Origin of the sequence: Acinetobacter sp. SCLZS86, from assembly GCF_021560715.1 — a bacterium.
GTDB classification, from domain to species: Bacteria; Pseudomonadota; Gammaproteobacteria; order Pseudomonadales; family Moraxellaceae; genus Acinetobacter; species Acinetobacter towneri_A.
Genome location: NZ_CP090864.1, coordinates 1239907 through 1252635, shown reverse-complemented (window position 1 = coordinate 1252635; position 12729 = coordinate 1239907). Strand labels below are relative to the sequence as shown.

The following is a 12729-nucleotide window of genomic DNA, read 5'->3' as shown; positions in this document are numbered from 1 at the left end:
TTTCAGTAATCTATAATTTATTTATCTTCTTATCATTGGATGCAACTATGTCCGTACTAGGTAACACGACTCCACGCGAAATAAAAAAATCATCAAAACTTGAGCATGTATGCTACGACATTCGCGGACCTGTGTTACGAGCGGCCAATGAAATGGAAGAGGCCGGTCATAAAATTATTAAACTGAATATTGGCAACCCTGCCCCATTCGGTTTTGAAGCGCCACAGGAAATTATTAATGATGTTGCATTGAACTTACCCAATGCAATTGGTTATACCGACTCCAAAGGGATTTTTCCTGCACGAAAAGCAATTTGTCAATACTATCAGCAAAAAGGCATTTTCGATATGCATGTCAATGATGTGTATATTGGCAACGGCGTATCTGAACTGATTGTTATGGCAATGCAAGGCTTGTTGGACGATGGCGATGAAATGCTGGTGCCTATGCCTGACTACCCGCTTTGGACTGCAGCAGTAAATTTATCGGGCGGTACTGCCATTCATTACAAATGTGATGAAGAAAACTTTTGGTATCCAGACATTGCTGATATGGAAAGTAAAATCACGCCAAATACGCGTGGTATTGTCATTATTAACCCCAACAACCCAACCGGTGCGGTTTATCCACGTCATGTGTTGGAACAAATTGTAGCGTTGGCAAAAAAATATGACTTAATTTTATTTGCCGATGAAATTTATGACAAAATTATTTATGACGGTATAGAGCATGTTGCAGTTGCAGCTTTAGCAGGTGATCAGCTCTGTATTTCATTCAATGGCTTGTCTAAATCGTATCGCATCGCAGGCTTCCGTTCGGGCTGGATGGCAATTACAGGCGATAAATCACGTGCTGCAGACTACATTGAAGGTCTAGACATGCTGGCGTCTATGCGTTTGTGCGCTAACCATCAGGCGCAATACGCGATTCAAACGGCATTGGGTGGTTATCAGTCTATTAATGACTTGATTCGTCCAGGTGGTCGTTTATACGAGCAACGTAACATTGCATGGGAAATGCTGAACGACATTCCTGGTGTGTCTTGTGTTAAACCAGAAGGTGCAATGTATTGCTTCCCTAAACTTGATCCAAATGTCTATCCAATTGAAGATGACGAAAAGTTAATGCTCGATTTACTCAAAGCAGAAAAAGTTTTGTTGGTTCAAGGTACAGGTTTTAACTGGCCAACGCCTGATCATTTCCGTGTGGTGTTCTTGCCAGCAGAAAATGAATTACGTGAAGCAATGACACGTTTAGGTCGTTTCTTGGCAAAAATCCGCTAAGATCAAACCGAATCTCTGTTGTAAAATGCCGTGTTAAACACGGCATTTTTTATGGATTTGATTTTTATCTCTATTTTATCTTTACATCTCTTGTTCATCATCAAGTGGTCACATAGCAAAGCGATACTCAGACACTTGGGGATACACTTTTACACACCAGTAAAAGCATGCTGTAATAGTCACAAGCGATTAAGTTTCAGGAATTGAGCATGCACTACCAAGTCCATCTTATTGATGCGCAGAAACCATCACAAAACTATATTTGGTTGCTTGAACATTGTGCCAGCAAACAAGTGGTGGTCGTTGACCCGACCGATGCCAAACCTGTTGAAAGTTTTTGTCAAAATCATGGTTTAGATATTGCACAAATTTGGTTGACGCATTGGCATCAAGACCATATTGGCGGTGTGCCTGAACTCATTGCAAAACGCAATTTACCCGTTTATGGGCCACGTGAAGAATTAAGCAAAATTTCATTTATCACGCATCCATTACTAAACCAAGACCATATCAATTTTCATGATTTACAGGTTGATGTTATTGCCGTTCCGGGACATACCTTGGGTCATATAGTGTATTTTATAGATGCGTTGGATGTATTGTTCTGTGGCGATACTTTATTTGCGATGGGCTGTGGCCGCGTTTTTGAAGGTACACATTTGCAAATGTATCAATCTTTAAATCGCTTGGCTGCCCTGCCTCCGCGTACTCAAGTATATTGCACTCATGAATATACATTGGCAAATGCTCAATTTGCACTGCATGTAGAACCAGACAATGTTTCCATTCAAGAGCGTTATCAACAGATTGAAAGTTTACGCATGCTTAATCAACCCACTTTACCGAGCAGCATCGAACTAGAACTGGCAACCAATCCATTTTTAAGAGCCGAAAGTGTCGAAGAATTTCAGAAATTACGTGAACTTAAAGATAATTTTTAAATTGAAATTTGGATAAGAAAGTGCATGATATTTCATATTTTCTCGGCTTATAAAATTTGATTAGTGGCAGCAAACTCGTCTAATTGAGTTTGTGTCACCACACGCACAGCGTTTATTTCATCGACCCGCACCAAAAGCAAATTGGATAATGCAGGCCGATAACGGCGTGCACTGCCAAAAGGCGTATAAGCCACATTGGATTGTGAAGAAAATAGCAACCAATCTTCATGCCCAAGCATCACGGCAACAGGCTCTAGCCCTTGATTTTGCATCTGCTTCACTATGTGCTCAACCTGCTGTTGGATTGTTTGTGCAGTCATGTCTATTTTCCAAACCTTCAAACTCAACCATAGTATAAGCTAATGTCTATTTGGTACCGACATGCTCCACACTGATATGCATTGCGCTAAATTAAAGCTTTGCATGAAAACAATGGAAAATCTTCATGTGTTCATGCTGAAAATAAATACAGTCTAAAATTAAAAATTATTAACAAAATATTTCCAAGTCATCTTTAGGCAATACATTTAAGACCTTAAAATAAATTACGCCACCTCAGTTAAAAGAATATATATCAATAACTTAAAAATTAATAATTCTTTTCAAATATTCTATTTTCTTAAAAGAACTTTAGATTTCGAAAAATCAGTGAAAAAAATATCAAAGATATACATTGCTGCCCTTTAAAAATTCAAGAAATATCCCTATTAATATTTAAATGAATGGATGGGAGTTCTCTCGTGAAAAAAGTTGTTAAAGCAAAAAATTTAATCGCGTTTCGTATTTGGTTAGAAAAATTAGGCTATTCAGTCAAAAATTTGGCGGATGGTCACGGTTTCACTTTTAGCTTTCAAAAAGAGTATGGTTTGGTTACGTGTGAACTTTCAGGTAACGCTTTAGCAATGAAATTAGGCGAGGAATTTGAAGACCATTTAAAAGCATAAATACTTATACAATACCGATAAGTATGCGATAACGGTTGAACTCGATAGGATGCAAAAATAAAAATTCAAATCGTATTTCATCAACATTTAAAGATGATATTGCCTATAACCTGTTTATGGGCTTTTTTTTATGCCGAATTTTAAATCTTGAAATACATCTAAGCCTTGTCAAAGAGATGCAATGATTTAAAGCTAAAATAACAGGCAATAAAAAAGCAAGGTCATTGCCTTGCTCTTTAATGTATGGTGGGGACGGAGAGACTCGAACTCTCACACCTCGCGGCGCTGGAACCTAAATCCAGTGCGTCTACCAATTTCGCCACGTCCCCAACATTGGGTACCAACTCAGTTGTTGGATTTTGATTTGGCAGAGGATCAAGGATTCGAACCTTGACGAACGGTTTTGGAGACCGTCATGCTACCATTACACCAATCCTCTATAACTTAAAATCAAGCTAGCTTGATGTTTAAGTGGTGGGGACGGAGAGACTCGAACTCTCACACCTCGCGGCGCTGGAACCTAAATCCAGTGCGTCTACCAATTTCGCCACGTCCCCGATGGCTGTGTATATTATAGAGATCACTTCCTGATGACAAGCCTTTTTTATAAAAAAGCGCAATGACTGTTTAAATAAAAAACAAAAACCTATTTTTTGATTTTTTCTTCTGCATATTCAGCCACTAAGCCATAATTTCAACTCAGCAATACTCGACGCACGCTGTGAATAGGGCTTTGCTAACATGTGATTCAATAGTGGTAAAAATGCTTGTAGATGCGCAGGAAGTTGAATATGCAATCTTTGACAATGTAAATACGCCCAATCATGGTAACTGTTTGCCTGTAAGCGTTGTTGCGTTAACCATTCATAAAAAATAATGCCTAAAGCATAAATATCACTTTGTGCAGTTTTGAGCTGCCCGTGAAATAACTCTGGCGCCATATAACGCGGTGTAGCGGTTATCTCATGACATTGAATATCTGTAACTTTCTGCACTTGCTCAAAATCTAATAACTTGATTTGTCCATCTAACTGTACAAGATGTTCAGCTTTTAAGTCGGCATGAATCCAATCTAATTGATGCAATGCTTCTACTGCTTCAAAGACACGCCAAAAAATGTGTTTAATCTCTTCTGTATGCTCAGGTAAATTACCCATCTCAAGAACGGCTTTTGCTTCAGGCAAAATCAATGCACGTGAATAGACCTGTGAATAATGAAATGAAATGTCATGTGAATTACCACGCGACTGAATATGAATGGGTACAGCATCCATCAATTGACATGGCAATAAAAAAGATAAATGCGATGATTGCGCGTACTGTTTATAAAAGTTCCATTCTTGTGCAAGGCCCTGCTCAACTGTCCTATGAACACCTGGTTGTTGGGCTTTAAGCCAATAAAACTGCCCTTGATGTTCAAAACGATAGATATGCCGGCCATGTTGCAAACTTTTTGCTTTACTACGCAACTCGAACTGCGCAGAATCTAACTGTTCAATATCCAAATTCAAAACTTTAAACAACACTTACGCTAGGGCGAATTTCTGCTGCGACTTCATTAGATACTGCTCTTTGAGGTGCAGTTAGTAACTCTAAGCAATGTTGCAAAGTTTTACCAACACGTGCATGCGTTTCAATTGATGAAATTTTGGGCCAAGTCGCGCGTTCGCCCTCACGCTGTAAAATTTTAAACAATTGTGGTTTCGGGTTTTGCAGCATATATGTGTAATGGCGCAGGTTGTAGCTTCCTACAATATTCACATCACCATAATAGCGCTGATCGACAATGCCATAACCATGATCTAGCAAACGACGCACTGGCGGTACAGCACCTGCACGCTCACGTACAAAATCCATTACCCCACGGCTAATCACTTTGCCCTGACGACGAATAATCCGTTCTGGCCAACTCAGCATATCTTTGCGATAACGCTTAATATCATCCTGCATAAACGGCACTACATGTGGATTGACCTGACTGGCAATAGTGTAATTAATATTATACAAACGTGCCATTTTTTCCTGCGGGAAATCGCTACGCACACTGCCATCCACCCAGCGGGTTTTGCCCATATATGGGGTGTGTTCTCCATCATAGCGCTTGTTGGTTAAACGTACTGGTGGGAATAAAATTGGCACAGCACACGAGGCCAACACCGCACTCCAAACCAATAAATCTGGCGCAGTAAAGCTATTCATAATGCGTGAGTCTTGCGATGCATCATAAGGCGCAACCGCCACATTAATATGTAAACCTGATTTTTGAAAAGCTTCTTGAAATGTTGTATCGCCTAAGTTCTTGATGAGGAATTTTTTTAAATAATGCACATCGGCAATTCCCCCATTGTCTTTAATAATTTCCCGCATTTGTCTAAATTGAAATGCTTCGTGGAAAAATGACTCCCCCCCCAATATATGTTGTACTTCTTCAGGTTTTGAAATGCCTAACATTGCAGTCATTATTGCACCTGCACTCGAACCCGATAGCACTTTAGGCATTAAATCTTGTTCAAACAATGCCTTACAAACACCTGTGTGAAATAAACCTAGCGTTGCACCACCAGAGAACATCAATGCAGGTTGTCCGTATGCCGTTTGGCATTGCTGAAAAAAATCTATTTTTTCTACTTTGGTGAAAGCCTGACATTCATCTGAAGCGACAAAAGCCAAACTTTTGCTGACCTCATCAACATAATCTTCAATAATTTTTTTTGTACCCACATAAGTTGCAGTGAACAACATTGGATGGGCAATATTGGCGATGTCAAAAGTTAAACCTTCACGCAATATATAAATTAAATCGCGACTGCGGTCGGTAGTGCGGTAGCGGCGTAATAAATTTAAACGATGCGAAATAATTTCCGCGTCAAAATATGGTGAACTGTTGTCATATTTCCATTCTTGTGCACCAGTTTCTTCATCTATACGAATGGCAATACTTTTCCATTCTTCATAAGATTCGGCATTTTGTATTTGGCGCTTGAGCTTTTTTATGCGATAGGCTTGATGCGGATTAACATCTTCGGTAAAACCTTTAAATAACATAGCCTTCCTCGATCCTTTAGTTTATTCGCAGCACTACGCTTGCCTATGCCTACTATACACAACAATATCTAAAAATTTGTCGTACGCGTCAATGACTCGACACACTTTGATTGTCAACTCTAGGTCAATTGCGCTAGTCTTAAAGTGTAGCAATATGATCTGAATTTTTTAAGCTGAATTATCATGGCAAACCTAGATTTACCCGACAACATTTTATTATCACTTTCGCATGTACTCCAACAACTACAGCAAAGTTTACCTGCTTTAAAACAAGAAACCGACTTTTCTGCTATTGCATTCAAATGGCAAGATCAACAATTGATGGCGATTCAACAACCAAGAAAAATAGATTTAGATGATTTAAAAGGGATCGAAAAGCAAAAAGAAAAAGTCATTCAAAACACATTGCAGTTTTTAAATGGCTTACCTGCAAATGATGTGTTACTTACAGGTTCTCGCGGTACGGGCAAATCATCTATTGTACGAGCCCTATTGACTGAGTATGCCAATCAAGGATTACGTTTAATTGAAATTGAACGTGATGATTTGTCTGAATTACCAGAAATTCAAAAAATCATTCAGCATCGCCCTGAGAAATTTATTGTCTATTGCGATGATTTAGCTTTTAACGCAGAAGATGAAAATTATCGTAGTTTAAAAAGTGTTTTAGATGGTTCATTACAATCAGGTTCCAGTAATTTTATTATCTATGCGACCAGTAACAGACGTCATCTGCTGCCTGAATTTATGCACGAAAACACACCTGTCACTCGTGTAGATGTACCACAATATACTGAATTGCATCCCCAAGAAGCGATTGAGGAAAAAATTTCATTGTCTGATCGCTTTGGTCTGTGGCTATCGTTTTATCCAATGGATCAAAATCTATATTTAGAAATTGTGGAGCATTATTTACACAAAGCCGAAATGCCAATGACTGCCGAAGTACGTGCAGAAGCATTAAGATGGTGTCAGGCACGTGGACAGCGTTCAGGGCGTGCTGCCTATCAATTTTCTAAACACTGGATTGGCTCGCAGCAACTTAAAGCACTTTAAATATTTTAATGGGTTGTTTGCATATAGAAGATAGTCAGCAACCCACTCTATTTAAACGCGCTAAATGACTGAGCGACTACTGACCTTGTTCTGCAGCAATCCGTGCCAATGTGTCTTTATAAAATTCTTCGCCATGCGCCTGCATTTCTGCCACAGTCAGCTCTCCTACATATACTTCTTGCGGTACTGTCGCTTCAGGTGTGATAGCCGAAGGATGAGTTGCTACAGTAGTCAAACGAGTCGGTACTTCGACCTGTTGGGCTGTCACTGAACTCGGCTGATTTTCTGTACTATTTATATTTTGCTGTATTGACTCAGCCCCTTCGCAAGCGGTCAATACCATCATCCCCATCACACAAATAATGCAAAATGTATTTTTAAATCGCATGTTTATCTCAATTGGTTTTATATTAAATATCTACCAAAAATCATAGTTTAAAGTTGAAAACACAACAATTGGACAGGATTCACAGATTTAAATACTGCTGTCAGCTACTTTATGGATTTCTATAAATTGTAGGATGAGTGCACAAAAAAAATAAAGAAGTTCTATTTGAAACCAATACGTGAAATAAAGTTTGGGATAGAATATGACTATAAAACTTCAAAAAAATTAAAAATATTTATATTGCAATTATTTAATTTTACTTAATAAGATCAACTTTAGTCCATTGTATTATTTTATGAACCCATTATTCGCTTAAGATGCAATCTCTTTAAAACAAACAACGGTTAAAAAATAATGTTTAAATTTAAAAATTTGTTAATTACAGTAAGTTTAATTACAACGCTTACAGCATGTACACAAGTGAAAACGCAAGAGTATTATGCCGAGAACTTAGATGAAGCTAAAAAAGTTTTGCAGAAGTGCGAAGAAATGGCCAATCAAGGTAAATCACTAGAAGGTAAAAAATTAGAAAACTGTACAAATGCAGGGAATGCTGTGATGCAAGGCATGATGAAAGATCTTACCAAAGGTTTAATGGACGCAGTTCGCTAAGTCTTAAGTATTCGTTTCTAATATTAATGTAAAAACTTAGCATAAAAGTCAGAGGCAGATTATTGCCTCTGATTGATTTTATGCTACGAACAACTTAACCCGCAGTTGGATTGGTAAGCTCCGTCATCGGCCAACGTGGTGTAGTCGTAACCGATAAACCATCTTGTTGCCCTGCTTTTAAACGCTGATAACCCGCAAAAGCAATCATTGCTCCATTGTCGGTGCACAATGCAGGTTCTGCATAATAAACCGTTGCACGAATTTTAGCTAAATCCGCTTCTAAACGCTCACGTAAACGAGTATTTGCGCTCACACCACCAGCGATCACCAAGCGTTTTAAACCCGTTTGTTTTAAAGCTTTTACCGATTTTTTCACCAAAGTATCAACAATCGCTTCTTGGAAACTTGCCGCAATGTCTGCATCACGGTTTGCATCACCCAACTTTTTCATTTGTACTGAAACCGCAGTTTTTAAACCACTAAATGAAAATTCTAAGCCTTGGTGCAACATTGGACGTGGAAATTCAAAGGCTGTGGCATCGCCTTGTTCGGCCAATTTGGCAATATTTGGCCCACCCGGGTACGGTAAACCCATCATTTTAGCAACCTTGTCAAAAGCCTCGCCCGCAGCATCATCAATCGACTCACCTAACAATTCATATTGGCCAATGCCATAAGCTGCCATGAGCTGTGTATGACCACCCGAAACCAATAAAGCGACAAACGGAAATTCTGGTGGTGTCGCAGACAATAACGGTGCAAGCATGTGCCCTTCCATGTGATGCACCCCAATTGCAGGTTTATTTAAGGCAAATGCCAAAGTTCGCCCAAATAATGCGCCTGTCATGAGTGCGCCCATTAGCCCTGGTCCACGGGTATAGGCCACGGCATCAATTTCAGATTTTTTGACTTGACTCTGCTCAAGTAATTGATTGATTAAAGGAATAAGTTTACGCACATGGTCGCGTGATGCCAATTCAGGTACCACACCACCATATTCTGCATGCAATTTAATTTGGCTATACAGTACTTGCCCGCGCAAACCTAACTCACTGTCATACAGTGCAAGTCCTGTTTCATCACAAGATGTTTCTAAGCCTAAAACGATCATTAAATTGCCTATAACCTGTATCAATTCTATTGCGAAACCTATTATAGACTTGTGATATAAGATGTAAATGAGTAAAATACTGACCTTCACTTGTGATCGTGGGCAATTTCGCCCAGATCTTATCCATAACTTAATGAGGATTCTTCATGCCACAAGTTAAATTGAAAGAAGGCGAACCAGTAGACGTAGCTATCCGTCGTTTCAAACGTTCTTGCGAAAAAGCAGGTGTTTTAGCTGACGTACGTAAGCGTGAATTCTACGAAAAACCAACTCAAGAACGTAAGCGCAAAAAAGCTGCTGCTGTTAAACGCTACCAAAAGAAATTGGCGCGTGAATCAGTACGTACTACTCGCCTTTACTAATTAATTTGTGATTGCCTGTCTGGATTAAATGATGACGACTTTAAAAAACCAAATCACTGACGTTTTAAAAGCGACTATGCGCGCTAAAGAAATGCATAAGTTAACGGTAATTCGTAGTCTACAGGCAGCAATTAAGCAAATCGAAGTCGATGAGCGCAAAGAGCTTGACGATGCTCAGGTTCTTGCGGTCATTGAAAAGCAAATTAAACAACGTAAAGAATCGGTTAAAGCCTTTGAAGGCGCTGGCCGAGAAGATTTAGCTAGTAAGGAACAAGCCGAAATTGAGGTGTTATCTCAGTTTCTACCAGAAGCTATGACTGAGGAAGAACTTGATTCCATGATTGCGCAAACCATTCAAGCGCAACAAGCTACTAGCATGAAAGATATGGGTAAGGTGATGAACTCTCTGCGTCCGCTCATAGCCGGGCGCGCCGATCCTGCACAAGTATCTGCAAAAATTAAAGCCAAATTAAGCTAATCAGCTCACCCCAAATTTGTGTTTATCCGAACACTGATTTAAAAGTCAGATTAAACCTGCTTTAATCTTTCTCTCTAATACTATTCAGTAAAATGCTAAACCTAGGATGAGATAGATTATCTATTCACCCTTAGACACTTTTGCTTTAACCTTTTACTTTAAATCGCAGTTCACTTGATACTTTTTCAGCAATTGCATTTCTTTAGATGTACTGACCTGCTGAATCACATCCTGTTTATTAATATTTTGATAACGACGATCCAAATAGGCACGGTTTTCATCAGCTGCCTGATATAAACGATCGACATAACGACTAACAATGCCGCAAAACTGCTGCTGTTGCTGCGGATTAAAACCCTGCTGTTGTGGATTTAACCCCCGTAAAAACTGTCGGGTATCTTGTTTATATTGCGTATTAATTTCTTCGACAGCCAACACATACTGCTCTGCACTCGCAGCATAAACATTTGGCAAGCTCATCCCCAAAATAAGGCATAAATAAATATATTTTTTCATTTTCAATTCAGGGTCATTTCAACTCAATTTCGAGTTCTATTTTAGCATTGTATATTTAGTGAATGACTATTTATACGACTCAATTACCAAAAAGTTCGGTTTGTATTGCGCAAAAGCTTGCTCATATGGTTCGGGAACTTTGCCTTGTGTCACAGTTCCTAAACGCAAACGAATAATATCGGGTAAATCTAGCCGATATGAATAAATCGGGCTGCCACACTCCTGACAAAATACCCGTGCTTTATTGGGACTATGAAAATATTCTTTTAGGTATTTTAAGCCACGTACCACTTCAAAATGTTCACGTGCAACTGGACTATTCCATCCCATAATACCACCTTGCGCACGGCGGCAATGCTGGCAAAAACATAAGATTGTTTTTTCAATTTCGGCATGGTAACGGTAATACACCGCACCACATAAACATTGTCCCTCAATCATTTTTAAACTCCTTTTCTTTATTGTTATTCCACCGTTTATACGCCCGACTTATATTTTTAACTGTCGCTCTCTTTGCATTTCAGTCACACGGTTTTTTATATTTGCCGACATCGCCTGATTGTCTTTGGCTAAACGCTGCGCGTGCAGTAGTGATTTAATTGCCTCTTCTTCCCAACCTGACCAATACTGTACTTCTGCACGATACCGTAACACATTTACCGTACGTAATGCAGAACTTCGGTCTGCATTTGCCGCTTGCTGCATTAAATTCCAGGCCGATAAATCACGCGGATTTTTTTGCAAGAAATCCTTCAAAATATTTTCTGCTTGCGTAGTTTGATTTTGACGAATCAAAACCTCTGCCCATTTATAATTCAGTGCACGATTTTCAGGCATAATTCGCGCAGGTGAGCTAATTGTTTTGAGTGCCAAATCAATTTTATTTTGCCCTAAATAAATGTCAGTTTGAATAAGTGTCAATAAATTATGTAAAAGATTGTGATTTTTAGCCTGATCTATACTTTGCTGGGCTAATACATAATCGCCTTGCTGGCTATAAAAATAAGCCAAAGCCAAATTCGCAGCAAAATGGTTACGGGTTGCAAGTGCTTTGAGCTGTTGTTCTGTCGCCTGCTGAGAAACCACCAAGCTATATAACTTTAAAATTTCAAAGTCTTCATCACGCAGCGAGGTTGGCACAGGTGGTAATTGATTGGCACGTAAACGCGCCTCACTCATCCGCTCTGAGGTTAAGGGATGGGTAAACCAAAAGTCTGGTAAGAAGCTGACTCGACTGGTGGTACGGTGCATCACTTCAAAAAAATCTGCCATGCTTTGCGGGTTATAGCCTGCGCTATACATATATTGCATGCCTATACGGTCTGCTTCACGTTCCTGATTACGGCTATAGGTCAATTGCTGATCCATTAAAGCGGCTTGAGAACCCATCATCACTGCTGCGCCAGCATCACCATCAGCTTGTGAGGCAACCAATGCTCCAACCACAACTCCAGCCAGGGCCAACAAGCCCTGTCCTTTAAATGCCTCTTGAGATCGGCTGTAATGACGTTGCGATACATGGGCAATTTCATGCGCCATTACACCAGCAACTTCATTCATATTACGGGCAGAATTAATAAGCCCTGTATTTAACGCAAATAAACCGCCTGGCACGGCAAAGGCATTGATTTGTGGATCATTGATAATGAGTAGCCCAATAGGTTGCCCCAGTTGAGTTTGGCTGAGTAGATGCGAAAACGTATTGATTAATTGATCTTCTAGCCACGGGTTTTGTGTGACAGGCATTTTACGCTGCACTTCCCGATAGACTTTTTCACCTATACTGCGTTCTTTTTGCTGATCAATTAAACCCACACCACTGCCTATTTCAGGCACATTAAATTGTGCTGTGGTGGATAAATTAGCACTTTGGGTTGTCGCAATACTGGCAAAACTCAAACCGCAGATCAGTAATATACGTTTCAATGGATGATCTCAAATACATATCTTGCATTATGATTCACTATAACATTGAAAAATGAACGCATTTGCA

The 12729-nt window shown here is 39.5% G+C and carries 15 protein-coding genes and 3 tRNA genes; 7 read left to right on the top strand and 11 right to left on the bottom strand.

Features of this window, described 5'->3' with window-relative positions; translation table 11 throughout:
* Positions 1-47: 47 nt before the first annotated feature.
* Positions 48-1283, top strand: coding sequence for a pyridoxal phosphate-dependent aminotransferase (locus LZP46_RS05910; RefSeq protein ID WP_004971448.1), 1236 nt, complete (start codon positions 48-50; stop codon positions 1281-1283).
* A gap of 209 nt (positions 1284-1492) precedes the next feature.
* Positions 1493-2224, top strand: a complete 732-nt coding sequence (gene gloB, locus LZP46_RS05905) for a hydroxyacylglutathione hydrolase (protein WP_236094986.1) — start codon at positions 1493-1495, stop codon at positions 2222-2224.
* Positions 2225-2271: 47 nt separating this feature from the next.
* Here gloB and LZP46_RS05900 read toward each other — a convergent pair whose 3' ends face one another.
* Entirely contained in the window at positions 2272-2544 is a 273-nt protein-coding gene (locus LZP46_RS05900) for a hypothetical protein (RefSeq protein ID WP_236094985.1), read from the bottom strand.
* Between the two features lie 420 nt (positions 2545-2964).
* On the opposite strand from LZP46_RS05900, the gene LZP46_RS05895 reads away from it, so the two are divergent.
* Positions 2965-3168, top strand: coding sequence for a hypothetical protein (locus LZP46_RS05895; protein WP_004971452.1), 204 nt, complete (start codon positions 2965-2967; stop codon positions 3166-3168).
* A gap of 244 nt (positions 3169-3412) precedes the next feature.
* On the opposite strand, the gene LZP46_RS05890 is transcribed toward LZP46_RS05895, so the two are convergent.
* The 5 genes from LZP46_RS05890 to LZP46_RS05870 form a co-directional block, all read right to left on the bottom strand.
* A tRNA-Leu gene (locus LZP46_RS05890) sits at positions 3413-3497 on the bottom strand.
* Between the two features lie 36 nt (positions 3498-3533).
* Positions 3534-3607: transfer RNA gene (locus LZP46_RS05885), tRNA-Trp, on the bottom strand.
* A 33-nt stretch (positions 3608-3640) separates the two neighbouring features.
* Positions 3641-3725, bottom strand: a tRNA-Leu gene (locus LZP46_RS05880).
* 117 nt (positions 3726-3842) lie between these two features.
* Positions 3843-4679 carry a serine/threonine protein kinase gene (locus LZP46_RS05875; protein ID WP_236094984.1) on the bottom strand — a complete coding sequence of 279 codons (837 nt, stop codon included), beginning with the start codon at positions 4677-4679 and terminating at the stop codon, positions 3843-3845.
* A gap of 4 nt (positions 4680-4683) precedes the next feature.
* On the bottom strand, positions 4684-6213 hold the full coding sequence (locus LZP46_RS05870; protein ID WP_236094983.1) for a DUF3336 domain-containing protein: 1530 nt from the start codon (positions 6211-6213) through the stop codon (positions 4684-4686).
* Positions 6214-6396: 183 nt separating this feature from the next.
* On the opposite strand from LZP46_RS05870, the gene LZP46_RS05865 reads away from it, so the two are divergent.
* A complete protein-coding gene (locus tag LZP46_RS05865) occupies positions 6397-7269 on the top strand; it encodes an ATP-binding protein (protein ID WP_236094982.1) in 873 nt (290 codons plus the stop codon).
* A 76-nt stretch (positions 7270-7345) separates the two neighbouring features.
* Here the strand turns inward: LZP46_RS05865 and LZP46_RS05860 are convergent, their stop codons facing one another.
* Entirely contained in the window at positions 7346-7657 is a 312-nt protein-coding gene (locus tag LZP46_RS05860; RefSeq protein WP_178318512.1) for a hypothetical protein, read from the bottom strand.
* 354 nt (positions 7658-8011) lie between these two features.
* On the opposite strand from LZP46_RS05860, the gene LZP46_RS05855 reads away from it, so the two are divergent.
* On the top strand, positions 8012-8269 hold the full coding sequence (locus tag LZP46_RS05855) for an EexN family lipoprotein (protein ID WP_004971457.1): 258 nt from the start codon (positions 8012-8014) through the stop codon (positions 8267-8269).
* Between the two features lie 94 nt (positions 8270-8363).
* Here the strand turns inward: LZP46_RS05855 and tsaD are convergent, their stop codons facing one another.
* Positions 8364-9380 (bottom strand): tRNA (adenosine(37)-N6)-threonylcarbamoyltransferase complex transferase subunit TsaD, encoded by a 1017-nt coding sequence (tsaD, locus tag LZP46_RS05850; RefSeq protein ID WP_236094981.1) that lies wholly within the window; start codon positions 9378-9380, stop codon positions 8364-8366.
* Positions 9381-9526: 146 nt separating this feature from the next.
* On the opposite strand from tsaD, the gene rpsU reads away from it, so the two are divergent.
* Together rpsU and LZP46_RS05840 are read left to right on the top strand one after the other, a co-directional pair.
* Positions 9527-9742 (top strand): 30S ribosomal protein S21, encoded by a 216-nt coding sequence (rpsU, locus tag LZP46_RS05845; RefSeq protein WP_001136722.1) that lies wholly within the window; start codon positions 9527-9529, stop codon positions 9740-9742.
* Between the two features lie 31 nt (positions 9743-9773).
* Positions 9774-10220 carry a GatB/YqeY domain-containing protein gene (locus tag LZP46_RS05840; RefSeq protein ID WP_236094980.1) on the top strand — a complete coding sequence of 149 codons (447 nt, stop codon included), beginning with the start codon at positions 9774-9776 and terminating at the stop codon, positions 10218-10220.
* A gap of 153 nt (positions 10221-10373) precedes the next feature.
* Here the strand turns inward: LZP46_RS05840 and LZP46_RS05835 are convergent, their stop codons facing one another.
* From LZP46_RS05835 to LZP46_RS05825, 3 genes are all read right to left on the bottom strand, one after another.
* Positions 10374-10736 (bottom strand): hypothetical protein, encoded by a 363-nt coding sequence (locus LZP46_RS05835; protein ID WP_236094979.1) that lies wholly within the window; start codon positions 10734-10736, stop codon positions 10374-10376.
* A gap of 66 nt (positions 10737-10802) precedes the next feature.
* Positions 10803-11177: a GFA family protein gene (locus LZP46_RS05830; protein ID WP_236094978.1), complete on the bottom strand. Its 375-nt coding sequence runs from the start codon at positions 11175-11177 to the stop codon at positions 10803-10805.
* A gap of 48 nt (positions 11178-11225) precedes the next feature.
* Positions 11226-12662: a M48 family metalloprotease gene (locus LZP46_RS05825; protein WP_236094977.1), complete on the bottom strand. Its 1437-nt coding sequence runs from the start codon at positions 12660-12662 to the stop codon at positions 11226-11228.
* Between the last annotated feature and the right edge of the window lie 67 nt (positions 12663-12729).

What these genes read in the sequence shown, in the direction of transcription:
- LZP46_RS05910 (WP_004971448.1), top strand. Translation starts at nt 48, where the DNA reads ATGTCCGTACTAGGTAACACGACTCCACGCGAAATAAAAAAATCATCA.
- gloB (WP_236094986.1), top strand. Translation starts at nt 1,493, where the DNA reads ATGCACTACCAAGTCCATCTTATTGATGCGCAGAAACCATCACAAAAC.
- LZP46_RS05900 (WP_236094985.1), bottom strand. Translation starts at nt 2,544, where the DNA reads ATGACTGCACAAACAATCCAACAGCAGGTTGAGCACATAGTGAAGCAG.
- LZP46_RS05870 (WP_236094983.1), bottom strand. Translation starts at nt 6,213, where the DNA reads ATGTTATTTAAAGGTTTTACCGAAGATGTTAATCCGCATCAAGCCTAT.
- LZP46_RS05865 (WP_236094982.1), top strand. Translation starts at nt 6,397, where the DNA reads ATGGCAAACCTAGATTTACCCGACAACATTTTATTATCACTTTCGCAT.
- LZP46_RS05860 (WP_178318512.1), bottom strand. Translation starts at nt 7,657, where the DNA reads ATGCGATTTAAAAATACATTTTGCATTATTTGTGTGATGGGGATGATG.
- LZP46_RS05855 (WP_004971457.1), top strand. Translation starts at nt 8,012, where the DNA reads ATGTTTAAATTTAAAAATTTGTTAATTACAGTAAGTTTAATTACAACG.
- tsaD (WP_236094981.1), bottom strand. Translation starts at nt 9,380, where the DNA reads ATGATCGTTTTAGGCTTAGAAACATCTTGTGATGAAACAGGACTTGCA.
- rpsU (WP_001136722.1), top strand. Translation starts at nt 9,527, where the DNA reads ATGCCACAAGTTAAATTGAAAGAAGGCGAACCAGTAGACGTAGCTATC.
- LZP46_RS05840 (WP_236094980.1), top strand. Translation starts at nt 9,774, where the DNA reads ATGACGACTTTAAAAAACCAAATCACTGACGTTTTAAAAGCGACTATG.
- LZP46_RS05835 (WP_236094979.1), bottom strand. Translation starts at nt 10,736, where the DNA reads ATGAAAAAATATATTTATTTATGCCTTATTTTGGGGATGAGCTTGCCA.
- LZP46_RS05830 (WP_236094978.1), bottom strand. Translation starts at nt 11,177, where the DNA reads ATGATTGAGGGACAATGTTTATGTGGTGCGGTGTATTACCGTTACCAT.